We start from the raw sequence: 25,681 nt of genomic DNA, 5'->3' as shown, positions 1-25,681 counted from the left end.
CGTCTGCGGGGCGTTGGTTGCTATTGCGCCATACCGCTAAGCACATCGTCGAGATGGGCCTGGATCTGGTCGACCGAGAAGCTGGCTGCGCCCTGAGACGGCGGATACTCCTCGAAGGTTTCGAAGAACTTGGCCACCTCGAGTTGAGCCGGCACCAGCAGGAAAGCGTGATCAAGCAGCCAGTCGTAATAGGTGTTCGACGTGACGTCGGCGCGCTCATAAGGGTCGGAGCGGAGGTCGAAGATCTTCGGCACCCGCAGCGGGGTGAATGGCTCCGCCCAGATGTTCAGCGTCCCAGTTTCACGCTGCTCCGCAAAGACCATCTTCCAGTTTTCGTAACGCAGCGCGACAATTTCGCCGTCATCGTTGAAATAGAAGAATTCGTTGCGCGCGCTCTCGTCCTCTTCGCCAGTCAGGTGGGGAAGCTGATTATAGCCGTCGAGATGGACCTTGTACTCGCTTCCGTCGATCGTCGTGCCCTGCTTCAGGCGTTCGGTGATGTCCGTGTCGCCTGCTGCTGCCAAAAGTGTCGGAAACCAATCGAGGCCTGAAAAGATGCCGGTCTTGACCGTTCCCGGTTCGATATGACCCGGCCAACGGATCATGGCGGGCACGCGGAAGGCGCCTTCCCAGTTGGTGTTCTTTTCGCTTCGGAATGGTGTCGTGCCGGCGTCCGGCCACGAATTCTGGTGCGGTCCATTGTCGGTGGAGTAGATGACGATGGTATTATCGGCGACACCTGTTCTCGTCCAACGCGTCAAGGATTGTACCGACAACACTGTCATGCTCGATCATGCCGTCTGCATATTCGGTGAGCGCCGTCAGTCCCGGTTCGCTTCGGTGCTCATCGCGGACATGGGTGCGGAAATGCATGCGTGTCGTGTTCATCCAAATGAAGAAGGGTTTGTCCTCCTCAACTTGGCGGTTCATGAAATCGATGGCCGCAGCAGAGGTTTCGTCATCCACCGTTTCCATGCGCTTTTTGGTCAGCGGTCCGGTGTCCTCGATTTCGCCATCGGCATAGGCATGGATTACGCCGCGCGGACCATACTGTTCGCGGAAAGCCGGATCGGTCGGGTAGTTGCGGTTTTCTGGTTCTTCTTCGGCGTTGAGGTGGTAAAGGTTGCCGAAGAATTCATCGAAGCCGTGCGCGGTCGGCAGGAACTCGTCCTTGTCGCCAAGATGGTTCTTGCCGAACTGTCCGGTGGCATAGCCCAAATCCTTGAACGCTGTGGCGATCGTCACGTCATCGGCGCGCAAGCCGACATCTGCGCCGGGAAGGCCGACCTTGGACAGGCCGGTCCTCAGCGTCGATTGTCCGGTGATGAATGTCGAGCGGCCCGCCGTGCAGCTCTGCTCCGCATAATAGTCGGTGAATTTGGCGCCATCAGCAGCAATGCGATCGATATTGGGCGTGAGATATCCCATCAGACCGAAGCTGTAGGTAGACAGGTTTGTCTGCCCTATATCGTCGCCCCAGATGACGAGAATGTTGGGCTTGGCGCTGCTTTCCATGCTTTCCTGAGTCTGGGCGAGGCTCGGCGCCCCGACAAGAGACAAGAGGCTCAGGGTCATGGCAACCGAAGAATATCTTCGCAATTTCATTTGGTATCCCTCTCTGTGTTGAACGCACACGTCAGCCTTCGGCGTGTTTCTCATCGGCTTGAGGTCTGACGTGGATGATGGTGTGCGATGAACCGGAGCACCTCTCGCTCCAGTTCGACGACCAGGTTCGCGTACTGCGCAGCCCGCGTTGCATCATGGTGCCAATCGGCAAGGGCTTGTGTTGCAATGGCATAATCGTCGCAAAGGGCTTTGAACTCGGCGTCGAGACCACAAAGTCGCCTGAGAGCGAATTCGTGTTCAGGGAGCCTGGAGATGATCGGGACCGTTGTGATGCTCATTGGCCTTGCTCTTGTCTGCGCAGCCAATGGTCTCCTTGCGGCTGAACGTTTGCTAGGCTCAGGACTCGTTAAAATCATAGCCAGAAGATAACAGCAGCAGCGATGCATATGCTTGAGAAGAAAGTGTGTGCACAACGGTCGTATCGGGTGTGAATTCGGCGCCAGTCCTTGAGCCTGCCAAACATGTTCTCGATTTTATGACGCTTTTGGTAGAGCTTGCGGTCATGCGCTATTGGGACCTTTCTGTTCGCCCTCGATGGAATGCAGGCCTTGATTTTGCGCTCCGCCAAGGCCTCTCGAAACCAGTCGGCATCGTAGCCTTTGTCGGCCAGTAACGTCTTTGCTTTGGGAAAGGATTCTATCATTCGGGCAGCACCTTTGTAGTCGCTCGTCTGCCCTTCGCTCAACAGCATGATCAGTGGTCGGCCATGGCCATCGCAAACCGCATGCAGCTTGGAGTTCAGGCCGCCTTTGGTGCGCCCGATACGTCTGGGAACATCCCCTTTTTTAGCAGACTGGCTGCGGTGCGATGTGCTTTCAAATGCGTGGCGTCGATCATCAACTGTTCCGGCTCACCGCATTCGGCCGCCAATTCAGCGAAAATCCTGTTGAACACACCAAGCCTGCTCCAGCGGATGAAGCGATTATAGATCGTCTTGTGCGGTCCATATTCCTTCGGCGCATCGCGCCATCGCAAACCATTGCGCAAGACAAAGACAATGCCGCTCACGATCAGCCGATCATCAACACGAGGCACACCGTGGGACAGCGGGAAATAAGGTTCAATCCGGCGCATCTGCGCCTGCGACAGCAGCGGCAAATCACTCATTGCGGTTCTCCATTCGAGTCCAATGAATCAAAACGAAGAGAACGTCGCAAGTGATTTAATAGGTCCTGAGCCTAGGTTCGCACTGTACGAACATGTAGCGATCACCAGTACAGAGCCTAGGTTCTTTTCCTAATTGAGCTGACTTTTCAGTAGTTTTCGTTTGATCATAAATATTTAATAGTTCACGGAACCCGCACTCTGGAAAAATAGGCCTGACTTATATTTGAAATCGTTGATGGAAAATCGCCAGCGGATGAATTACGCTTTACGAATAAATGCCGACGGGAAATCTTCCGAGAGACAAGGGAATTGACTTCCGAGGAGGCCGCGCTTTGGAGCGGAAGGCAGATTTCGACATTTCAACAATGGAGGAGTTTTGTCCCGATGACATCAGGGCAGAGCTTTGCCGGATACTTGCTAGCTCTTCGTTCCGCGCGACACGGTTGCGGCGCGAAATGCTCTCCTTTGTTGTCGAAGAAACCCTTGCCGGTCGTGCTAACGAGCTGAAGGGCTACACAATCGGCGTGCATGTTTTCGCGCGCGCGGATGATTTTGACCCGGGTGCCGATCCGGTCGTTCGGCTCGAGGCACGCCGTTTGCGCAACGACCTCGGCGTTTACTATTCGGAGGCCGGCAGGCGTGACAAGCTGAGGATTTCCATCCCCGTTGGCGGTTATGTTCCCTCAATAACCCGGCAATTGCCGCTTGCCCCTGATGTGCCAGAGCCGACCGAGGCGGAACCCGTTAAAGCCAGGAATACGGGCGGTTTGCTCCGGCGTTGGCGCGTTATGGCAATTTTTGCGGCCGTTCTGGTCCTTTTAGGTGCCGAAGCGGGAAGGTTCTTGGCAGCAGAGAAGCCGAAAGGGGGCACAGAGAGACCCTCACTCGTCGTGCTGCCTCTACAGGTATTCAGCGACAATGATAATGACAGATTCTTGGCGCTCGGCATTGTCAGCCGCATCGTCGGCGATCTGAACCGTTTTCAGGGGCTGTCGCTTTACGATCCCCGCCAGGGCCTGTCTCAGAAGCCGGACACGGATCCGGCCGAACTTGGTAGGCAATGGGGCGTTTCATATGTGCTTGCCGGAGATTTCTGGACCCGCGGTCCGCTTGTCACCGTTGTTGCTCGGCTCATCGAAAGCGGGACCGGGCGCGTGGTATGGACGGGTTATTACGACCGGGCTCTGAGCTCGCACGATGCCAGGGCGCTCGAACAAGAAATAGCCGCCAGCCTTGCCTCCGCGCTCGCCCAGCCGTTTTGGGTGATCAATGCGGATATTGCCAGAACCCTCCCCGATGATCCGGGACCGAGCACCGAGAACTACGAGTGCGTGCTGCGCGGATATTATTTCCGTCATACCTATGAGCCGAAGCTGCATGCCCCGATTAAGGCGTGCTTGGAGGCGGCAGTCGCGCGAGACCCGTCCGACGCGGAGGCCTGGGCAATGCTCGGCTTCATGCATTTCACATCCGTTGCCATGAGCATCATTCCCGATTATCCGGAAATTACGCTCGACAGTGCCGCCGATTTTGCACTGCGCGCGATCCAGATCGAACCTGAGAACATTCTCGGCATCAAGACGCTTTCGGTTGTCCAGTATCTGCGGGAGAATTACGAGGATGCCGAGCGCCTTGCTCGCCTTGCAATCCAGCTCAATCCCAAAGCGCTCTACCAGCTCGGCTGGCGGCTTGCGATCCGCGGACACTTTTCCGAAGGCGTGCCGCTGATAGAAGAGGCCATCGAGCGGACGGTCAATCCGCCAGGGCCGTATTATCACCTGCTGTCAATCGACCAGCTGATGCGTGGCGATGGCGAGGCCATGCTGGCATTTGCCATCCGGGCATCTTCTGACGGCTCGGCGCTCAGCCAGTCGCTGGTTGCAATGGCGGAAAATCTTCTTGGTGATCACCATGGTGCCCAACGTGCCATAGACCACATGAACATGATCACGCCCGGCTACGACCCGATCGCCCGCTTCCGTGCCTATAAGGCGACAGACGACATAATCGTGGCAATGACCTCAGCCCTTGAGGGTGGGATCAAATGACGGCGTGATGGTGAGAACTCTCTGGCTGCGTCCACCCTTGTGGTAGCGCTGCCTGATCCAGCGCATTTATCTTCGACTCCACCAGCCACAGGCAATGCATATTGTTCCGTCTCAACGCCTTTGAGACAGATGCTGGTTAACGGATAAGGGAGGATTCTGTCTCATCATGGCTCACGCAAAGGAAGCCAAGATGAGACAGAAGTCCGGGCAGCAGAAGTCGAGCGCAGACAAGGCGATCAAGGATATCCGCCGTGCCACACGTAAATCCTATTCGGCTGAAGAAAAGATCCGTATCGTGCTGGAAGGCCTGCGTGGCGAAGACAGTATCGCCGCGCTCTGCCACCGCGAGGGTATCGCCGAAAGCATGTACTACACCTGGTCGAAGGAGTTTCTGGAGGCCGGCAAGCGGCGCCTGGCCGGTGATACGGCACGGGCCGCGATCACGGATGAGGTGCAGACGTTGCGCCGTGAAGCGCGCGATCTGAAAGAGGTCGTGGCCGAGCAGACACTGGAGCTGCGCCTGCTCAAAAAAGCATGATAGCGGATGGGGGCGTCGAAGAATGAGATACCTCGCATCCGAAAAGCTGGAAATCATCCGGTTGGTTGAACAATCGCATTTGCCGGTGAAGATGACATTGGATCAGCTCGGCATTCCACGACAGACTTTCTACTGCTGGTACGACCGGCTCCAACGGCTTGGCGTTGAAGGTCTGGAGGATCGCTCATCCGCCCCGTCACGGGTGTGGAACCGTATTCCCGACGATGTCAGGGAAGACCTGATCGAGCTGGCGCTTGACGAGCCGGAACTGTCGCCGCGCAAACTGGCGGTGACGTTCACAGACACGAAAAGCTATTTTGTATCAGAGGCTTCCGTTTATCGCCTGCTCAAGGCGCACGACCTGATCACCTCGCCGGCTTTTATCATCGTCAAGGCAGACAACGAATTCAAAGACAAGACTGTTCGGCCCAATGAGATGTGGCAAACTGATTTCACTTATCTGAAGGTAATCGGCTGGGGCTGGTTCTATCTGTCCACCATTCTCGATGATCTAGAGTTGGCTCGGGAAATCTGCACAACGGGGATAAGTGGAATTTCTGCCTGACTTCGGCTTAGATGCCGGGAACAGGAGATACCATGACGAGACGACCGCGCCGGAACCATAGCCCGGCTTTCAAGGCAAAGGTGGCGCTGGCCGCCATCCGAGGTGAGCAGACGCTGGTGGAGTTGTCCCAGCAGTTCGACGTGCACGCCAACCAGATCAAGCAATGGAAGGGTCAGCTCCTTGAGGGGGCGACAGGCGTTTTTGGCGATGAAGCGAAGTCGGAGCCGTGGGACCAACTGTCGATGTCAAAACCCTTCATGCCAAGATCGGCGAGCTGACGCCGGAGAACGATGCTCCGCTGAGCCACGGGTCTCGGCTGCGATAGCCGGAGCGCTCGGCAAGGCGGGATTGCCGGGGGACAAGAAATGATCGACCGCGAGCATAAGCTATCCGTCGTGTGCCAAGCGAAGCTTCTCTGCTTCAGCCGTGGCAATGTCTATTATCGGCCTCGTCCAGTCTCTGACGGCGATCTGGCTCTGATGCACCGGATCGATGAACTGCATCTCGACTACCCGTTTGCCGGAAGCCGGATGTTGTCAGGGCTCTTGAGGGGAGAAGGGCTGGTAACTGGGCGGCTGCACGTCGCCACGCTGATGAAGAGGATGGGCATCGAGGCGATATACCGTCGCCCGAACACGTCGAAACCGGCACCTGGGCACAAAATCTATCCCTACCTCCTGCGCAAGCTGGCGGTTACCAGGCCCAACCAAGTCTGGGCTATGGACTTGACATATATCCCCATGGCGCGCGGCTTCGTCTATCTCTGCGCCGTCGTCGACTGGTTTAGCCGGAGGGTGCTGTCGTGGCGGCTGTCGATCACGATGGAGGCAGCCTTCTGCATCGAAGCCGTCGAGGAAGCGCTTGCTCGTTATGGCAAACCCGACATATTCAATACCGACCAGGGATCGCAGTTCACCGCTATCGACCTCACGGCGGTGCTGAAGAACGCCGAAATCGCCATCTCTATGGATGGCAAGGGGTCGTGGCGGGATAACGTCTTCGTCGAGCGGCTCTGGCGGTCGATTAAATACGAGGAGGTCTATCTCCACGCCTACAAGACTGTGTCCCAAGCCCGCGCTGGCATCGGTCGCTATCTGACCTTCTACAACACCCGACGCCCACATTCATCCCTTGAACGGCAGACGCCGGATCAGGCTTACTTCAACGCGCTGACACCGATGATGGTGGCAGCATAATCAAGGCGGAAATCCACTTAGCAAAACGCCCGAAACTGTTCAAACAAACCGAGCCACCTCTAGCGCAACCGGCCGCACTTAAAACAACTTGCAGATAGTTGAAACAAAGGCGCAGGCGGGCTTTTATCGCGGCTTGGGATAAGGCGTACCGTTTTCGTTCACCACCATGCGCGCCGACGGAAATGGAACAGTTCCCGTTCGCGAGTCCCTTGTTCCGTCGGCACCAGCCTTGATGAGGCAGCAGGAGAATTTCCGTATGGAAGATGAACGCGAGGTCGGACCGGTCGGGACGTGGTTTCAGAGCCTGTCCCTCAGGGCCTGGCTTGTGTTTGGCTTCCTGATGGCTCTTCTGCCCGTCATCATCCTGACGGCTGTCTGGTATGTTCAGTACAAACAGCAGATCGCCGGACCTTTCCGCGATGTCCTGCATACCCAGCACCGCGTTCTGGTGTCGCTGGAACGCATCCAAAGCGAGCTCTGGGATATTTCCGCAGCAGTCAACGATTATGCAAATAGCGGAGAGGAGCACTTTCGCACGGACTTTGAAGCTGCAGAACGCGATGTCGCCGTTCACCTGCGCGACCTCGAGAAGGTCACGGATGATTACCCAGGCTTCAGGCCCATTCTTGAAAGCGTAAACCAGCAATGGTCGCAGCTGCTGCAGACGGCCGCAAGCGTCGAAGCCTCTGACGGCAATGCGGATCCGGTGCTGCTGCGGTTCGAAAGTGTCGTCGCGGAGACCGGTAAACGTGTCGGATCCATCGCCGAGAGCATGCGGCTGCTCAACGAGGAAAGCCATGCGCGGGCGCTGGCGGCGATGAAGCGCCTCGAGACATTCGCGATGATCGCGATCACACTGGCGATCGTCTTTGCGGGCGTCGGCATCTACATCATCGACCAGGCGCTGATCCGCAGCACTGACAAACTTGTCGAGGGCGCGATGCTGGTTGCCGGAGGCGAGCGCGGGCGGAAAATCGACGTCACCGTGCCGCCGGAACTGGCTTCCGTGGCACAGGCCTTCAATTCAATGCTGAAGCAAATCGTCCAGCAGGAAGACGAGCTCGCCGCGTCGGCGCGCGCCGACGGGTTGACCGGCCTCGACAACCGGCGTGAATTCGACCGTGTGCTCGACGCGCAGATCAATGCGGCTCGCGAGACCGATGAGCCTTTCTCCCTGTTGATCATCGATGTCGACCACTTCAAGCAGTTCAACGATACCCACGGACATCTTGCCGGTGATGACATCCTTCGCCAGGTGGCGCAGATCATCGCAGGCGCGGCGCGGCGGGAAGATCATGCCTTCCGCTATGGCGGCGAGGAATTCGTGATGCTGCTACCCGGCCTGCGCGCCTATGAGGCGGCGGCGATAGCCGAGCGTGTTCGCAAGGCGGTGTTCGAGCAGACAATGATCCTGCCGGACGGCACGGAAGCTCGCCTGTCTATCAGTATCGGGGTCTCTGTCTTCAACCCGCAGGCTACCCAGCCCGATATCGTCGGCCTAGCGGACAAGGCGCTTTACATCGCAAAAACTGAAGGACGCAACAGGGTCAAGGTTACGGCCTGAGCCACGTTGCCCGATACGGATTTTTTACGTCCCCGATCGCGACGCTTCCCTCTCGGGCGTTCAACATGCTGTCAAATACCCTGAAAGCTGGTGCTTGCCATTTCACGCAATATGTCCGCTTCTGGGTGGATTCCGGACCGTCTGCTTTCGTGAAGAGTTTCGGGTGCCGTCAGGCGTACGAAAGTCGCCGAGGAAGGGCCCCGCGGGCGGAATATCCCGGGCCGGATTTGTGGCTATGCCATGCCGGATCATGACGCATTCTCCCGGTTTTTTGCCGCCGATTCAGGTGGCCCGCGCGGCTGGCGCCAGCGTTCGAACACCTCGATGACAATCATGCGTCCGCCACAGCATGGGCAGGCGGGCGGATATCGATCGGCTCTTCGACAACGTCATGATCGGACGGCAGGACAGCGTTCAGGAGATCGCGGGCGCGTGCGATGTTGACCTTCTGGGAACTTCCGGCGAGCAGACCGTAGTGCCGGATGCGGTGGAAGCCCTTTGGCAGGACATGGTTCAGGAAGCGGCGAATGAACTCGTCGGTGGCGAGTGTCATGATCTGCGGCCGTCGGCGGTAGTCCTTGTAGCGGAAGGTGACGCCGGCCTTGTCGAACGAGATCAGACGTCTGTCCGAGATCGCCACCCGGTGGGTATAGCGCGACAGGTGCCGCACAAATGCCCGGCGATCGGCCAGATGGGCTACTGAGCCGAAGACGGTAAGTTTGCCGGCGTCACGGAGCTGAAGCGCAACGCGCGTTTCGTCCGCACGTTCTTCCATGGTCTGGTTCAGCCAGTTTCCGTCAGACGAACCGACGCGAGGATTGTCCCAGGACGCCACGGCGAGCATGGTGTTGATCAGCGGAGCGTATCCGCCTTCTGAGGTGCTATCCTGGGCGCCGTCACCATGAACGGAAGACTACGGCCGCCTTCGGCGCCACGTCGGGGAGCCAGAGCGTTCCCGACACGGATGCGCCTGCGGATACGAAGTCGAAGCTCTCGCTGTCGCGCAGATCGAGGTCATGGTCGGCCAAACGCCAGAGGAGAAAGCCTGCGATGACGACCAGAACCACAACGGTTGTCAGAACTGCGCCCAATCTCAATTGAAGCGATTTCCACATCTCACGATTTGACGGTGTATCTATGGAGGCGGTACATTGAACACAAATCTGGACCAGCCATCAATCCAGATTGAGGCCGTCCTCGGCACTGCAATCTCGCGGCACGGGGATACTGGCGGCCATCACAGGGTACCGTGACTTATGTGTGTGCCTCGGTTTCTCGCACTATCTATTTGCAAAGCAGATTGACAACAATTGGCCCCATCTTTGTCGACCTTCCTGAGCCTGGCTCGTGTTCGGGTACTCGAAGTTTTACGTTGATCAAGACCACAACGACGGGGTCGAAGGTTCATATCTCATCAAGACCTGATGCTGTCCATCAATACGGACTATGCCGCTCTCGTGCGAAACAGGCCAACTGGTACAACTGCCGCGCCATTAAGCAATGTGACCGGAGCATTTGGGTGGCGGTCGGTTGGGTCCGATTGCAGGCACTCCGATGTGCGGCGGTCGGACACATACAATGCTGGCCCGGCGAAACGGTTCAGGTGGCCGCAGGATGCCAGCCGCGTTCAGACAGCGGCTGGTCCGGGGCTTCGATGGTGATGAAGCTTGCAAGGTCGGGACCGAATGTTGGAAGGGCCATCGGGCAGCGCACACCGGGCAGGATCCGCACATCGAAAAGCTCCTTGATGCCGCCGTCCAGCCGCAGCCATTCAACGATATCGCCATTGTTGGTGTTGACGATCTGAACACCGCACCACGCTTCAGCTTTGCGCTGTTCAAGCTCATCCTGCAGGTTCAGCCCGGAAAATACGCCCTCGCGGCGGGCGAGAGAAAGCCCGACGGCGGCATGGCCGGCATGGAAGGAAAGGCCGCGCAAAAAGCCCGGCAGGAACGCCACGCGCTCACGTTTCCGGCTCTCACGGTCCAGCCTTGTGAGGTAGCCATTACCCGAATCCAGAAACCACAACGCGCCCTGATGAAGGCGCGGAGAGTGCGGCATGGAAAGCCCTTCGGCCATGATCTCATCGGTCTGGACGTCGACAATGACGCCTCCATCGCGGCGATGATTGCGCCATCCGTCAACGATATCCGTGGTTGAAACGGAGGTGACGAAGCGCGGCACGCCGTTTTCCATGGCGAGCCCGTTCAGGTGGCAGCGATCTTCCGGGGCGAGTTTCGAGATGTAGGGCGGCCGCCAGACCGGCTTGAAGGAATGAACCACGCTGTCAGTTGCCAGACAGGAGTATTTTGTATTCACAAACAACAGCCGCCCGGCAGCGTCAATGCCGAGTTCGTGGACATCGAGGTCGGAGACCGTCTGGCCGCGGCGCGGCACATAGAGCCGGTCGAACTGTTCATTGGCCCGCTCATTGGGGCCGAGCACATTTTCAAAACGCCAGATCTGCGCCAGCCCGGCCAGCAACAGCCGCTGGTCGTCGCCGATCAGGCCCATGGCGCGAACAAAATTGCGCTGGTGAAGCGATAGCGAGCCATTGCCCAGAACACCGACCAGAAACAGCTGGCCGCTCTGATAGGACGTGAAGGCAAGCGAACAGTTGTTCATCGCAAGCCACTGCGGAAACCCGCGTGAACAACTGATCTGCGTTTGCATTTCCTGAGGCTGGGACGCCTGCGCGCCCGGTGCATCGGCGCGCGGCATCTGCTCCTGGCTGGCCCCCTCAGCCCCGGGGTTCGCGCTTTCGTCTGTATCTGCTGTCATGAAATGGTCTCGATATTGTTTTTTGTCTCGTTGGATAGCCGTCGTGCCGGCACGTTTTCGACACGACGCTATCATTGCTCGCTGTGCATCCGGTTGATCAGAACCTGTATCCGAAGCGCAGCGAGCCTGTGTGGGAGCGATAGTCATCGGCGAATGAGCCGTCATATTGCAGCTTCAGCTCCATGCCCTGCCGCTTGGCGAGATCAAGGCCGAGCGTCACATGCCCGACTGTGTCTGCAATCGGGGCAAAGGTCGAGAAGCTTTCCATCGACGACAGGCCGGCAAATCGCGCCGTTGTCTCCCATTCATCCGCAGAGATGAAGGACACGCCAAGATCGCCGTATAGCCGCGCAGGCCAGTCTTCGAGGAACGGGATGCGGGCGCCGAACTCGATCCCCGGCGTCACGCCGAAAGCGGTGTCGGAATTGCCGTCAACCATGAGATTGAGCGCACCTGCGCCGCTTTCGGTATAGCCATACTGATGCATGTTGATGGCGTCGAGATCGACCCGCGGGCGCATGTAATACGCATCACCGAGCGCGACTTCATAGGACGCCCGGAACCGCCCGAAGAACATCGCGGAATCCGGACTGCCGGTTGCCGTCGCCGAAAGCGTGTCGAGGTTGATATAGCGCTTGGAATCGCCCCAATTGTAACCGCCGCCGCCGACAATGCCGAACAGCCACGGACCGATTTCCTTCTTCAATGCGACGGCGCCCACGAACGAATCCTGATCCAGCTTCTGTGTGCCGTTGTCATTGCGGAACCAGCTGCTCTCATAGGTCAATCCGGAGCCCAGGAACCAGCCGTCCCGCAGCTCCATCTGGCCGCCGATCTGCAGACCGCCTTTCGACTGGGTATAGCCGGCCTCGTCGCCTTGACTGTCCTGGGTCGTTTCACCACCCAGGGCACGGCTCCACACGCATGAGCCTTCATCCATCATCACGCCCGACGTCTCGAAAGCCGGGCAGGACAGAACGCTGTTGGCCGCGCTGATCGCCGCCGAAGGCGAAGACGAAAGCGGCGCGGCCGCCGTTTGCGAGATCGTTTCCATCAGCATGTCGGAGAAGGTCTCCGGCGTCGATTGATGGAAGGCCCCAAAGACCTGTCCGAGCGAGATCTCGTCATCACCGAACTTGACCTCGGTTGCCGAACCGTTCTCAACCCTGTCCCAGGCCTGCTGCAGGGCAGCAGATGCCTGACTGCCGTTGCGACCGAGCGATACGCCATTATTGGCGAAATGGGCGCTTGCGACCGAGAAGCCGGTCCAGCCTTCGGGTGAGGTACTGGCATCGGTAAAGTCAAACACCAGCGATGACAGGATCGAAAGGTCCGAGGTGTCGCTGCCAGAGACCTTGAGGAACTCCGTTCTGGTGTTGGGGAGCAATGCGTTGGCATTGACATCGACGCCCCAGGTGCCCGCGAAATCGCCTCGGACCAAAAGCTTGTCGGCAATGCCATGTTCCATGTCGACATCAAGACCGGAGATCAGGCCGCCCCTGCTTGAAGTCGCGGTCCGCCAGTCCTTCTGTTCGCTGCGACGGAAATAGCCGAACGGAGAGAATTCCGTCGAAAGGCCGATGCCTGCGACATCATAGGCACTGCCCGCATCCGCTGTGCCGATACCGACGAGATCGCCCGTTACCATCGTCTCGATCAGATTCCATTCACCGCCGATGTTCATGGTGCCGGCATTCAGCACGGTATCGACATCGGCGATCGCGCCGGTGACGAACGTGCCGCGGCCCTGGTTGAGGAACACCGCCTGGCTGGCGAGCGGCACGGTACTGAGCCGGACGGCACCGTCGGCGGCCGCCGACTTACTGGAGGCGTAGACCTTCGACCAGTCTTCCTCGCCGGCGATGGATCGGACCACGTTGCCGGCAACCGTACCGGAGTTATCGAACGTCGCCGTGCCGTCGGTGCTCAGAGCCGCGTGTGCGGCGCCACCATTGCCGTCGGACGGGCTTGGACCCGAGAGCGTGCCCGACGAACCCACCGTCACGGTTATCTTGTTCTCCTGGGTCTGTGACCAGATGCCCCAGGCGTTGTCGGCGTTGACCTTGACCGTTCCGTCGACGGTTACGCTGACGATCCCATCGCTGTTATAGCTGTTGCGGTGGAACGATCCGGCATAGGTCTTGCCGTTCTTCTCAAAAATGCCCCCTGTTCCGGCTACGGACTGGGCGATGATGCCGTGGGCATACTTTCCCGTAGTCGCGATCGAGGTGCCGGAATTGACCGAAACCGTGACGGTCCCCGACTGGTGATTGTAGCCGCCGTAGCCGCTCGACGTGTAAGTGCCCTTGTCGAAGTCAACATAGTAAGTGTTCAACTTGGCGTTCAGATCCGCCGCGACGCCGCCACCGCCGGCGACCGACTGGGCCAGAATGCCGACGCCGCCGTCACCGCTTGTCACGATCGACGCACCGTCGTGCAGGGTGACGGTGACGTCGCGACTGCCGGCCCTTGCCTGTTTCGTCTCGAACGAGACCGAATTCAGCACCGCTTCCGATGCCGTGACGAAGCCGCCGCCGCCGCCGATCGACTGCGCCACAATGCCGACCGCGCGCTCACCCGCCGTGGAGAGAGCGCCTTTGTGGCTAATGGTGACCGCCTCACCATCGACGGAGTCGCGGGAGGTAGGCGGGTAGCCAGAGGTTCCCAGCTTGACGGAGAGTATGTCCTTCAGCGTGTCGTCGTTGACCTTGCTCGCCGTGCCGAGCGCCACCATGCCAAGGCCGCCGCCGCCACCGATCGAATGGGCGACGATGCCGTGGGACGCCTCGCCCTTGGTTTCGATCTTGGAGCCGGCCAGCGTGGTAACGGTCACCGCACCGCCCTCTCCGCCGCTGCTGCTTCCGCCGCCTCCGAGTTTGATCTTGACCTTCGAGACCGCGAGGCCGGAGGACACGCCGCCGCCGCCGCCGCCGCCGATCGACTGGGCGACCACTCCATGCGATGCGAAGCCGGCGGTATAGATGTTACTGGCATAAACCGAGACGTCGCCGCCATCGCCCCCATCGCCCCCAACGGACCCAAGGGTCAAATTGATGCAGCTATCCTTGTCGCCCGAGCTGGAATCGTCGCTGCTGGAGCTACTGCTCGAGCTGTCGCAACTGCTGCTGTCGGAGCTGTCCGACGAACTGGAAGAACTGCTGTCGTCGGAATCATCGCTGCCCGAGGAAACCGCCACCGAGCCGCCGCCTGCGCCGATCGACTGAGCGACAATGCCTGAAGACATCGTGCCGTAGGTATGGATCGTCCCGGTCCCGACCACCGTGCCGGAGCTATCCTGGCCGATGGTCACGCTCCCGCCGTAGCCACCATAGCCGCCGGCCCCACCGACGGTTACGCCGAATGTAAGAGCCTTGTCGTCGCTGTCGCTGTCATCGTCGCTGTCGTCATCGTCGTCTGACGACGCAAACACGAACATGGACTCATCCGCTGATTCTGCGTCGTCGTCATCATCATCGCTGTCGTCATCCTCGTCCTGCTTGATCGAGAGCGAGCTCTTGCCTGAGCCGGCTGCCCCGCCGCCGCCGCCGATCGATTGCGCCAGGATCGCATCCGACCAGTCGCCCCTGGTCACGATCGTGCCTTCGCTCGAGATCACGACGGAACCGCCATCGCCACCTGCCTCCCCGCTGGCCCCGAGGCCGATGGTGAGACCCCAGTCGGCATCACCCATGCCACCACCGCCGGAGGAGGAACCGCCGCCGCCGCCGATCGACTGGGCGAAAATCCCGCGTGACACATGCCCGCGGGTGTAGATCGAGGCCGCGCTGTCGTCCATATGGACATCGACGCTGCCGCCGCTATTGCCCTTTCCGCCGCTGGCCCCCAGACCGACATTGAACGCCGCGGACTTGATGCCTTTTGCGGCCTTGGTCGAGCCGGAACCGGTGCCGGCATTGCCGCCGCCGCCGCCGATCGAATGCGCCAGAATGCCGTCTGCATAGTTGCCCGTCGTGCTGATTGCACCGACATGGCTGACACTCACCTTGTCGCCGCTCCCGGCACCGCCACCGGTACCGCCCAAATAGGAATTCACCGAAACGGCGAAATTCATACCTTCGTCTTCATCTGTATCGGCATCGTCGTCATCATCATCGTCACCGTCGTTCAGCCATGACGTAATCGATTTTGAGACGGAGCTCGCGGTCGCGTCGCCACCATTACCGCCGCCGCCGCCGATCGACTGAATGACAAGCCCGGCCGCGCCGTCGCCGGTCGTTATGATTCTGGATGTCTTGTAGATATTGGCCTCTGCCGTGCCGCCATCGCCACCGGCACCGCCCGTGCCGCCATGCGCCATGGAAATGGAAAGTGATATCGTGTTGCCGTCTTCATCGAACGGTACGCCTGCAGCGATCGCCTTCGAAGAAGCCTGACCACCACTGCCGCCGCTGGCGCCAATCGACTGAATGACAATACCCTGGGCATCCGTTCCGGACGTCGATACCACACCGTTGATATCGACCTTGGCATCGCCGCCACCGCCGCCATGTTCACCGGATCCGCCATGCGCGCTGGAAATAGAGACGCCGGCGCCGACACTGGTCGATTTTCCATTGCCACCAACGCCGCCACCGCCGCCGATCGACTGCACCAGAATGCCGGTGCCATGATCACCCTTCGTCGAGACCACGCTGTAGTCGCTTGCACCCTTGGTGCCTGACCCGGATTGGGTCACGTATATATTGCCGCCATCGCCGCCGGGACCGCCGCTGCCGCCGGTGGAGCTTGAAAACCCGATACCCCAGGCGGTTGCCTGGCCGCCGACGCCGCCGCCGCCGCCCACGGACTGGCCGACAATCCCGATCGCATAATCGCCCTTCAGTGTAATCGCGGTGTTGGCTTCGGTGGTAACCTTGACGACACCGCCGTAGCCGCCACCCCCACCACTGCCGCCGACGGTGTGGAACAGACCCTTCTTGTTGCGTCCCTGACCACCGCCGCCACCGATCGACTGTGCAACGATGCCGTGCGCTTCCGAACCGGTCGTGGCAAGATTGCCGGAATTGATGACATTGACAGCACCGCCATTGCTGCCGTCTTCGCTGCTGCTGCTCTTCAGGCCCGCCGAACTGGCGCTTTTCCCTGCGCCGATCGCGCCCGTCGCGCCCACGCCACTATTGGTGCCGCCACCGCCGCCGATCGACTGCGCCAGAATGGCGATACCGCCGCCAAGCTCCGTTGCGTCGGAACTGCTGGCGGCAGTCTTGGCGCCGGCATAGCCGCCATAGGTCGAAATATTGCCCTTGTTGATGACAGTCACCGTGGCAGGAACGGAGCCGTAGTTCTGCCCGCCGATCGTCTGTCCGCCGGTCGGATCGGAAATCGGCGAACCGTTCTTGTAACCCGAACTCGCGGTCGATATCGTCGCGGTGGACTGCAACAGGCCGCCGCCGCCGCCAATGGACTGGGCGACAATGCCGTGCAGATCGATGCCATATACGGTGATATTACCCGAATTGATCACCGTCACATCGCTGCTGGTCGAACCGCTGGCGCTGGTGTCGCCCCAGGTCAGCGCATCATTGCTGTTATTGATATAAATCCCGTCGCCATCGGCAGCGGAGGCCGACTGTGCGACGATCCCATGGGAGTGATCACCGGTCGTGGTGATCGCAAAATCATTCGCTACGATGACATCTTTGGCGTAGCCGCCTACTCCGTAAAAGATGTTATCTTTATAGGTCCCTGTCCCGCCGCCGCCCAGAGATTGCGCGATGATACCGCTTGACTCACCGCCACTGGTGATAATCTTTCCTCCTCCCGTCAGCGCAACATTTACGTTTTCGCCTAGGCCGCCCGACGCTTCGTGATCGTCCTTGGTGCTTTCGTATGACGTGCCACCCTGGCTAACAGCCAGAATGCCGGGAGAGTAATCACCGTTTGTCTGAAGCAGGGTCGATGCCCCACCGAAGACAGCCACCTCAACTGGCATGGCGTACCCGCCTACCATTGCACTCTTGCCGCCACTGGGCAGACCATCACCGGCCCTTGCGATTGCCATGATCGCCGCACCGGTTTTGCGGGTGAGCTGTACGCTCTGTTTGTTGGTCCCAAGATAAACAGCCCCGGCTGACTGTGTCGTGATTTTGCCGGTCATCGGTGTCTTTACTGAACCGATCTGCACCTTGGCAGCCCAAAATACAATCTGGTCATTTATAGGGTTGTTTCCGCCGCCATTTCCACCGGGACCTGCGTCGAAGCTGTTGGTGTTATAGGGTGTGTTGCCACCATATGAAGCAGCAAGAATAGACGGTCCGCTGGTGGTCGCGTAAACGGATTTCGATGTGTAGACCGAAACCGGGCCGCCATAACCACCGCTGGTATAATTGCCGGAATCCGAATAGGTTGCCGGGCCGCCAACGCTCAGCGCAGCAATGCCGAAACTGGCACCGGACACTGTTCCCGTTGAATAAACGGAAACAGGTCCACCCCGACCTCCGGTACCGTTAACGCCGTGAGTATCCCGACTGGTCCCTCCTTGTGAGAGGGCAAAAATGCCGCCGCCAACCGAGCTTGAGATATCCCCGGAACTGATGATCGAAACACTGCCGCCATCGCCCCCGCCGGTTTTCTTGTTATCGTCATGCGGGCTCCAGTTAAGCGCGCCGAGCGACACGGCATTCAGTCCGTTAGACTGGGTCTTGCCAATACGCAGATTGCTGTAGGGAATGTCATCTCCCGGCTCAAACAGCAAATGGGTGTCAGCAGAATCGGTAATCTTAATCGTCGCATTGTTTGTGACGTTCACACTAAAACCGGCCCAGCCCCAGTTGGAGTGCACGTAATAGGTCTGCCCGCGGTAGGTTTCGCTGCTATTGCCGGTCCACAGATCGGTAACCGCCATATAGGCACCGCTATAGGCATACTGCGTCGTGGTCAAAGTCCCGGAACTAATCGTGCAGCTGATCGTCTGAGAATAGATAGCCTCTTTGCGGTCATCAAAATTGTCTGTTTTGACACCTGAAGCCGATTCGGTGTGCACTTCGGACGGGTCGCAGGTTGCCGCTGCATAGGCCCGCGAATAAAGTCCGCGCCCGTAAAACGGCATGGGCACACCGGCCAGCGTTCCCGCAAGCGCGGTCGACTGAAACAGTAGCGAGGATGCGACGAGCTTGATCTTGCCGCGCCCGGGCCGGGAGGCCGGCTTTGAAGCGGGACGATCTCCCGGTTTGCTTCGCCCGGTGGTTTCGACACACATAGATCCGCTCTTATCGTCCATCAGCCCCATCCAATCCAGCCAGCTTGCAGTTATCTGCTCCGTGCCCATCCCAAGGCACGTCAGCAGTCCCTTACCTATTCCTAGCCGCGATCGACCGCACTTGTCGACAAAAAAGGGCGACGAATGTTGTCCAGTTTTTCGAAAACTCCGGAAGCGGGTTAGTGATTTGTAGTTGGTTGATTTTCGTGGGCAAGTGTCTGGGTGGCGCCCGCATCACAATCTTTCATTTCTCGCCGCACTTCGATCGGCGTTTTATTGCACAGCGTGGAATGTGGCCTGACGTGGTTGTCGTTATATCGCCACAGGGCCAGTTTTCGTCGGGCTGGACCTGTCAAGGTTTCGTACCGGCCCAATCGCTCGTTTATGCCACTTTCCGTTCAAAAGCGACGGGGCTTGTCCAGCCCAGTGCAGAGTGGCGTCGCCGTGGATCGTAGAAGCCGTTGATGTATTCGAAGATTACCATTTCAAACTGCCTTCGCGTTGCCCATGGCCGCCACCAGATCAGTTCTGCCTTGATGGTTTTGAAGAACGCCTGCACAGCTGCATTGTCGTAACAATTACCCTTGCCGCTCATGGAGACCTTGAACCCGTGCTGATGCAGGATCTTTTGGTCGTCGTGCGCACAATATTGGCTGCCACGGTCCGTGTGATGACCGCAGTGCTTTGGGGGAGCACGCAATGCGATTGCCGTCTTTAGGGCCCGGATCGCCAGATCACGCTTCATGCGATTGCTGTCAGTCGTGACCTTGTGTTTGCCGGTTCTAACCAAGGATATACCATTCTGGCGCATCAGACGGCCAACACGACGGTGACCGTATCCAGTCCGATCTCTTTCAACTCTTCTGTCATCCGTGGCTGCCATCGCGGCCAAGGATGAGACGGAATTACTCCTTGATTGCGCCACCGTCGCCATGTCAGATCGCTGCCTGCGGCTTGCTGGCCTATTGCGGAACGCACGCAACCCACGCAAGCTGACATCCATAACCTGACATAGACGGGCGGCTGAAAACGCATCCCTGTGTTTTTCGATGAACCTGAACCTCAAGGCTTTTGGCGCGAAGAACTGCATTGCTTTTTTAGGATGTCCCGCTCCTCCTTGAGGAAGCGAATCTCGCACTGAGGCCGATCATTCTCCTGGGCGAGGCCCAAATCGTCTTGTGACACAACATCCGTATCTCGGTGGGTGGTAATCCATGTGTTCAGCGTCGATATTCCAACACAAGGGTCCTCAGCCACCTGCTTACGCGTAAGTCCACTGGTCAATGCGATCCGCACCGCATCCTGGCGGAGTTCGTCCGTCCGTTTCTCTCCCATGGTCTGTCTCCTTTGTTGCAGTAAATGCCATCAAAGGAGCGGCATCAAACCGCGGCAGGTCCATTGTCGCAGAAGGCTCCAGAACGACCGATTGGTCCAAAAAAATCGATCCTGACTATCTCGAAGGCCCGATGCGCGCGACGGATTTGATAATCCAGAAGCTGCAGAAACACACCCACAAGAGCCTGATTGCACCCACAATGCACTCACACGGAAAGCTTCGCGTAGTTTCACGCCCGAAAAAATAAAAAGAAATTTCAAAATGATGAATGGTCGGAGTGGAGAGATTCGAACTCCCGACCCTCTGGTCCCAAACCAGATGCGCTACCAGGCTGCGCTACACTCCGACTGCGGCCCGGATACACTGAAGGCTCTGCGGCCGCAACAGGAAAAATAGGATTTTGTCGCAAAGGTGCTATTCGTCGAGTGCCGGTCCGCTCACACTATCACCCGGTTTGAGCCCATAAAGTGCGGCCTGCTCGCCGCCGATTTCCAGCACGTACCTGACCGCCTCGGATGAACTGATGACTCTTTTTGATAGTGGCTGGGCGTTCTCATAAATGTCTGAAACTGTTCCATCGGCGCGAATGAACACCATGTCCAACGGAATCAGCGTATTCGCCATCCACATCGACGCTGGACGCGGCACAGCGAAATCGAAGATCATACCCTGTCCCCCGGCAAGCTCGGTGCGATACATCAGCCCGTGCTGGCGCTGCGCAGAGCTTGTCGCAACCTCAACAACAAGGGGATAATCGCCGCTTTCGGTGTGAAGCGTCAATTCCGACACAGGAAAGCGGATTTCATCGCTCTGGGCTGCGACAACCCCGGCAGACAAGAACAGAAAAAACGCCGTGACGACAGCCAGCGCCTGTTCACGTATTCGCAGCATCACCTGTCTTCCTTTTCGGATTCTGACATCAAACGGCCCAGGACGCAAAACCGGCCAGAACTCCAGCGCGCTTCGCATCAGGTTTAGAGACAACATTAATAGCGCCTCGTATCGGTTTCAGAAAAGGATTTTCGCCGTCCGCATCTCACATTAGCGCGCGCAGCCTGAGCGACGTTAATGCGTGTGTCGCTGGGGTGACGGCTGATCGGGATGAACCTCAGCCGCCATCAGCCCCTTAGGGCCCTGGCCAAAGCGCACAAGCACGCTCTGCCCGGGCACCAACTCGGTAATGCCGTAGCGTCTGAGCGTTTCCATATGCACGAAAATGTCCTCGGTCCCCTCGCCCCGTGTCAGAAAACCAAAGCCCTTCTCGCGGTTGAACCATTTGACCAGAACCCGCTCAAGCCCGCTCGAAGGCTCGACCTGAACATGCGTCTTTACCGGGGGCAATTGCGATGGATGCACCGCCGTCGACTGGTCCATGGAGAGAATGCGGAAAACCTGCAGGCCACGATCCCGCATCTGCGCAAGGGCGACAACGCGCGTGCCTTCCAGGATGGTCTGATAGCCGTCACGCCTCAGGCAGGTGATGTGCAGGAGAATATCCTCCATGCCGTTATCCGGCACGACAAAGCCAAAGCCCTTGCCGACATCAAACCACTTCACGAAACCGGTAACCTCGATCAGCTCCCCCGTTTCCGTGCTCGCCTCTTCTCCGGCCGCGTATCTTTCTGACTGTGACCTCTCGGCCATACCGCCCCGCTCCTTGAAAAAATCCGGCAACGAATTAACTGATTCTTGTCATAAGAATAACATTCATCCGGCGGGTTCCCGCAAGTTCAAAACGTAAAACTCCTATTTGCGGGACCTCCAGAATGACAGTTCGTCTCTGAAAACACCATAGGGAAGAGAAAAATGCATTACCTTCACACCATGGTCCGTGTCACGGACATCGATGCTTCGCTGCACTTTTACTGCGAACTTATGGGCCTTCAGGAAGTGCGCCGCATCGACAATGACAAGGGCCGGTTCACGCTGGTGTTTCTTGCAGCCCCCAGAGACCTCGAAAACGGTGACGGCGAACATGTGCCGAAACTCGAGCTCACCTACAATTGGGATCCGGAGGAATATGCCGGAGGTCGCAATTTCGGGCACCTCGCCTACCGTGTCGAAAATATCTACGATTTCTGCCAGAAGCTCTCCGATGCAGGCGTGATCATCAACCGCCCGCCACGCGACGGGAACATGGCTTTCGTCCGTTCACCGGACGGCATTTCGATAGAGATTCTACAGCAAGGCGACCCCCTCGAGCCGAAAGAACCCTGGGCATCGATGCCCAATACCGGCAGCTGGTAAGCCCAAACGATGTCGCGTCAGAAGGCGCGGCATCTTCCCATAAAAATCAGATGCTTACGCGCCGACGTGTGATCGCATTTGCAACATGTCGTTTTTTTGAAGGAATCGCTGTTTTACGCTTGCAGCAATTCTATTGCCTGATTATAAGGGCGCCCAGCGAACGCACGCGCCCTTCGTCTATCGGTTAGGACGCCAGATTTTCATTCTGGAAAGAGGGGTTCGATTCCCCTAGGGCGTGCCATTCGCACATGGTCGACAGACCTTGCTGCGAAAGGTCCGGAGTATAGCTCCGGATATACGGTGTTTTCGCTGACCGGCGACCCCGCATGGGCGGTTTCGTCGATCTGAGATGCGCGCCCTTCGTCTATCGGTTAGGACGCCAGATTTTCATTCTGGAAAGAGGGGTTCGATTCCCCTAGGGCGTGCCATTCAGTCTGCCAGCCGGCAACCACCTCTGCAAAACAGCGATGGCTACCGTCAGTGTGTTTGCGCCTTCATGGGCGCTTGCGCCCTTCGTCTATCGGTCAGGACGCCAGATTCTCATTCTGGAAAGAGGGGTTCGATTCCCCTAGGGCGTACCAGCTATCCACAGCCCCACTCCGGTCTCAATCAACATTTCCACAAAGGCCTGCCCCTATCGGCGCCCATATTCATGCATTTCAGCACATTGCAGTGGCTTGCGTTTTATTAGCAAAACATAATAGTCGACGGTAAACTGTCGGAAATTGCGGCGCCGCTGCGGCCACACCGGGACGAGGAACAGGCATGCATCTGATCCATGAATCGATAGCGCTGATCGAGCCCTATCTCAAGCATTACGGGCTGCCGGCGCTTTTTATCATCGTCTATCTGGAATCGCTCGGCGCGCCCTTGCCCGGCGAAAGCGGGGTCATCGGCGCTTCGCTGCTCGCATCAACCGGACAATTACCGATCGAGGGCGTGTTTCTTGCTGTTTTCGCCGGCGCGGTTCTCGGCGATAACACCGGCTATGCGATCGGCCGTTATGGCGGCCGCACCATTATCGACCGTTACGGCCGTTATATCGGGCTCAACGAAGACCGGCGGGCGTGGATCGAAGGCCTCTACATGCGGCGCGGTCCCGCCGTCGTAGTCGGTGCACGTTTCGTCGTGATTCTCAGGCAACTGAACGGTATCGTCGCCGGCATGATGGCAATGCGGTGGCCGCCGTTCCTGCTGGCTAACATCGCCGGCGCCTTGCTCTGGACAGCCGTCTGGACTTCCGCGCCGTTTGTATTCGGCGACTTCTTCGCCTCACACTTTCATGATCTGATGAAGTAACGGGCTCAGCCGGAAATCATCCGGTCGATCTTCACGGCATAACGGTCGGTCATCCCAGAAACATAATCGGCAAGCGTATGCAGCGCCGAATAGGGATCGCGGGCATGCCGCAGGTCAATGCCGAGAGCGCGTTGAAGCTGTATGGGATAGCCCGACAGCCTGTCGCTGTCGAAATCCACTGCTGCCAGCGCTTCGATCACCGGCAGTACGCCATCAAGGATGCGGTGAACGAGGTTGCGGCCCATCACCTCCAGCTCTGTCTTGCGCGGTGAGGTGAAGATCCGGCCATTGGCAAGCCTGCCAATCGCGGCAAAATGCTCCGCTTGGGCGGACGCCTCCACAAGACCAGACGAAAACGTGCCAGTCATGATCGCATCATAATGCGCGCTGAAGGCCTTGCTGCAATCCTCAAATGCCCGGCTTATGGCGACGGCGCGCAGCAGCGCCATCTTCTCCGCCGGCGTATTGCCACGGTCATCGCGTGGCACCATATCCGCAACAGCCGAAAGCGGGTCAGCGGCTTCCCTGTATGAAAGATCGCCTGCGGTGAAAGCATCTTCGAGATCGAGGATATTGTAACAGATGTCGTCAGCGGCCTCGACCAGATAGACCAGCGGATGACGCCGCCACCATGTCGCCGTTTCATCACCGGCGACAAGACCTGTCTGAGAGGCAACCACCTGAAGCGCCTCGCGCTCGGTTTCGAAGACGCCAAACTTTTTCAGGCCGCCGTCACGGTTCGGAACGGATCCACGCACCCGCGCCGTTACCGGATATTTGAGGAACGTTGCCAGCGTGCCATGGGTCAACCGCATGCCACCGCGCCTGTGCATTTCCAGCCCGGCAAGAATGCGAAACCCCTGGGCATTGCCCTCAAATGCCTCGAATTCCTCAGCAAAACAGGTTTCACGATCGGCAAACAGCCCGGCGCCCCTGTCGAACTTTTCGGCAAACCACGCACCGATGGCGGCCTCGCCGGAATGGCCGAAGGGCGGATTGCCGATATCGTGGGCGAGGCACGCAGCGTGCACCAGACCGGCAACAACCGCCTGCCCGCCCTTTTCCACCTTGCCCGCTTGTTCCAGCCACCAACCGACCTCGAGGCCGAGCGAACGGCCGACACTTGCGGTTTCCATACTGTGGATCAGCCGGTGATGGATGTGGTCGTGATCGTAAAGGGGATGAACCTGCGTCTTGTTGGCGAGCCGCCTGAAGGGCGCCGAGAAGCTGATCCGGTCAGCGTCCTGATCATAGGCAGGGCGACGCGCATTCTGCTGGCGCGAAGTCTGAAACAACGGTTCCAGATCCAGCAATTTCGGCCATTCCATCGCCGCCATGCGTGTCCCTTCCTGTCAGCAGGCGGTGTTATTCCGCAGCCTTGCCGTCATTATCCCCGGTCTCGTCATCGCTGTTGGCAGCGATTTCATCCCTCTCCATCTCGTAGGCATAGCCCTCGAGCATCGTATAGGCCTGCTCGATCGCGTCGATCTGCGCCTCAGCGTTTCGGATCGCCTCGGCGATTGATTCGCTTCGCGAGCGCAGCATGGAACCGAGAACATCGGAGGTTCCGCTATCGCGTTTGCGGCGGCCGAGCCTCGCCATGTGCTTGCGCACGCGGGCGCGGTGACGCTCAAGCTCCAGAATGTGAAAGCGGCTCTTCAGGATATCGTCGGAGAGCTTGCGACGCATTGCCGCAACCGGATCGAAACTGCCCGGTTCCCGGTCATCAAGGATCATCTCGTTGACGAGCGGCTCCAGCAGAAGCAGACCTTTAAGATCCTTGGCATCAGCAAGCTCGGGGTCATAGCCGGTGTCGTCAAACACCCTGCGCCGGACCGGATCCTTCAACAGGTCATAAGACGCCTGCAGCCGGGCGAAACGCTCGTCATCACCGCCGCTGTCGGGATGTGCATCCTTGGCAAGCCGCCGATAGGCCGCCCGCACGGCCTTCTCGTCACAATCATGGTCTACGCCAAGCACTTCATAGGGGTCGATCAAAATACTGCCCGTCTCACCATGTCAATCAAATGCCCCTTTGAACTACTCTGCTCGCGCCGACGGTTCAAGCCGAAAGCCACCCTACATCGGAAGGACAGGGTTGAAAAAAACAGAACACCCTATTTCAGATAGCATAGCCGAGATTTCGCCACCTGAA

At 58.5% G+C, this 25,681-nt stretch carries 13 protein-coding genes, 4 tRNA genes and 5 pseudogenes; 9 read left to right on the top strand and 13 right to left on the bottom strand.

Annotated features, from left to right (window positions below):
• Positions 1-20: 20 nt before the first annotated feature.
• The 3 genes and pseudogenes from AC0L7L_RS06250 to AC0L7L_RS06240 all read right to left on the bottom strand — a co-directional run bounded on the left by AC0L7L_RS06250 (position 21) and on the right by AC0L7L_RS06240 (position 2,733).
• A pseudogene (locus AC0L7L_RS06250) lies at positions 21-1,575 on the bottom strand (arylsulfatase).
• 80 nt (positions 1,576-1,655) lie between these two features.
• Positions 1,656-1,904 (bottom strand): hypothetical protein, encoded by a 249-nt coding sequence (locus tag AC0L7L_RS06245; protein ID WP_272210893.1) that lies wholly within the window; start codon positions 1,902-1,904, stop codon positions 1,656-1,658.
• 74 nt (positions 1,905-1,978) lie between these two features.
• Positions 1,979-2,733, bottom strand: a protein-coding gene (locus tag AC0L7L_RS06240; RefSeq protein WP_473512783.1) for an IS5 family transposase whose coding sequence is annotated in 2 segments (ribosomal slippage) — positions 1,979-2,400 and positions 2,400-2,733 — 756 coding nt in all. Because the reading frame shifts where the segments join, the coding sequence is not laid out codon by codon here.
• Between the two features lie 332 nt (positions 2,734-3,065).
• On the opposite strand from AC0L7L_RS06240, the gene AC0L7L_RS06235 reads away from it, so the two are divergent.
• From AC0L7L_RS06235 to AC0L7L_RS06220, 4 genes and pseudogenes are all read left to right on the top strand, one after another.
• Complete coding sequence (locus AC0L7L_RS06235) at positions 3,066-4,781, top strand: hypothetical protein (RefSeq protein ID WP_272210890.1); 1,716 nt, start codon at positions 3,066-3,068, stop codon at positions 4,779-4,781.
• Between the two features lie 190 nt (positions 4,782-4,971).
• Positions 4,972-5,860, top strand: a pseudogene (locus AC0L7L_RS06230) (transposase); the annotation flags it as partial.
• Between the two features lie 56 nt (positions 5,861-5,916).
• A pseudogene (locus AC0L7L_RS06225) lies at positions 5,917-7,080 on the top strand (IS3 family transposase).
• Between the two features lie 256 nt (positions 7,081-7,336).
• Positions 7,337-8,644, top strand: a complete 1,308-nt coding sequence (locus AC0L7L_RS06220) for a GGDEF domain-containing protein (RefSeq protein ID WP_272210889.1) — start codon at positions 7,337-7,339, stop codon at positions 8,642-8,644.
• A 248-nt stretch (positions 8,645-8,892) separates the two neighbouring features.
• On the opposite strand, the pseudogene AC0L7L_RS06215 reads toward AC0L7L_RS06220, so the two are convergent.
• The 8 genes and pseudogenes from AC0L7L_RS06215 to AC0L7L_RS06180 all read right to left on the bottom strand — a co-directional run.
• Positions 8,893-9,380: pseudogene (locus AC0L7L_RS06215) on the bottom strand (transposase); the annotation flags it as partial.
• Between the two features lie 160 nt (positions 9,381-9,540).
• Positions 9,541-9,741 (bottom strand): hypothetical protein, encoded by a 201-nt coding sequence (locus AC0L7L_RS06210; protein ID WP_473512777.1) that lies wholly within the window; start codon positions 9,739-9,741, stop codon positions 9,541-9,543.
• Between the two features lie 502 nt (positions 9,742-10,243).
• The gene (locus AC0L7L_RS06205; protein WP_473512773.1) at positions 10,244-11,425 is read right to left on the bottom strand and encodes a TIGR03032 family protein; all 1,182 of its coding nucleotides are present in this window, start codon (positions 11,423-11,425) and stop codon (positions 10,244-10,246) included.
• Between the two features lie 97 nt (positions 11,426-11,522).
• Positions 11,523-18,665 carry an autotransporter outer membrane beta-barrel domain-containing protein gene (locus AC0L7L_RS06200; RefSeq protein ID WP_473512771.1) on the bottom strand — a complete coding sequence of 2,381 codons (7,143 nt, stop codon included), beginning with the start codon at positions 18,663-18,665 and terminating at the stop codon, positions 11,523-11,525.
• A gap of 361 nt (positions 18,666-19,026) precedes the next feature.
• Positions 19,027-19,979: pseudogene (locus tag AC0L7L_RS06195) on the bottom strand (DDE-type integrase/transposase/recombinase).
• Between the two features lie 270 nt (positions 19,980-20,249).
• Positions 20,250-20,326, bottom strand: a tRNA-Pro gene (locus AC0L7L_RS06190).
• A 68-nt stretch (positions 20,327-20,394) separates the two neighbouring features.
• Positions 20,395-20,871 carry a DUF192 domain-containing protein gene (locus AC0L7L_RS06185; protein WP_272210881.1) on the bottom strand — a complete coding sequence of 159 codons (477 nt, stop codon included), beginning with the start codon at positions 20,869-20,871 and terminating at the stop codon, positions 20,395-20,397.
• Between the two features lie 174 nt (positions 20,872-21,045).
• Positions 21,046-21,624, bottom strand: a complete 579-nt coding sequence (locus AC0L7L_RS06180; RefSeq protein WP_473512767.1) for a cold-shock protein — start codon at positions 21,622-21,624, stop codon at positions 21,046-21,048.
• Positions 21,625-21,786: 162 nt separating this feature from the next.
• Here AC0L7L_RS06180 and AC0L7L_RS06175 point away from each other — a divergent pair, with 162 nt between their 5' ends.
• From AC0L7L_RS06175 to AC0L7L_RS06155, 5 genes are all read left to right on the top strand, one after another.
• The gene (locus AC0L7L_RS06175; protein ID WP_473512764.1) at positions 21,787-22,227 is read left to right on the top strand and encodes a VOC family protein; all 441 of its coding nucleotides are present in this window, start codon (positions 21,787-21,789) and stop codon (positions 22,225-22,227) included.
• A gap of 166 nt (positions 22,228-22,393) precedes the next feature.
• A tRNA-Glu gene (locus AC0L7L_RS06170) sits at positions 22,394-22,468 on the top strand.
• Between the two features lie 112 nt (positions 22,469-22,580).
• Positions 22,581-22,655: transfer RNA gene (locus tag AC0L7L_RS06165), tRNA-Glu, on the top strand.
• Between the two features lie 78 nt (positions 22,656-22,733).
• Positions 22,734-22,808: transfer RNA gene (locus tag AC0L7L_RS06160), tRNA-Glu, on the top strand.
• Between the two features lie 184 nt (positions 22,809-22,992).
• Complete coding sequence (locus tag AC0L7L_RS06155; RefSeq protein ID WP_272210878.1) at positions 22,993-23,526, top strand: DedA family protein; 534 nt, start codon at positions 22,993-22,995, stop codon at positions 23,524-23,526.
• Between the two features lie 5 nt (positions 23,527-23,531).
• On the opposite strand, the gene dgt is transcribed toward AC0L7L_RS06155, so the two are convergent.
• Positions 23,532-24,863: a dGTP triphosphohydrolase gene (gene dgt, locus AC0L7L_RS06150; RefSeq protein ID WP_272210877.1), complete on the bottom strand. Its 1,332-nt coding sequence runs from the start codon at positions 24,861-24,863 to the stop codon at positions 23,532-23,534.
• A gap of 28 nt (positions 24,864-24,891) precedes the next feature.
• Positions 24,892-25,524 carry a J domain-containing protein gene (locus AC0L7L_RS06145; protein ID WP_473512761.1) on the bottom strand — a complete coding sequence of 211 codons (633 nt, stop codon included), beginning with the start codon at positions 25,522-25,524 and terminating at the stop codon, positions 24,892-24,894.
• Positions 25,525-25,681: the final 157 nt, after the last annotated feature.

This window comes from Martelella sp. K41-7 (genome assembly GCF_055808365.1).
This window is presented reverse-complemented; position numbering and strand designations above follow the sequence as displayed.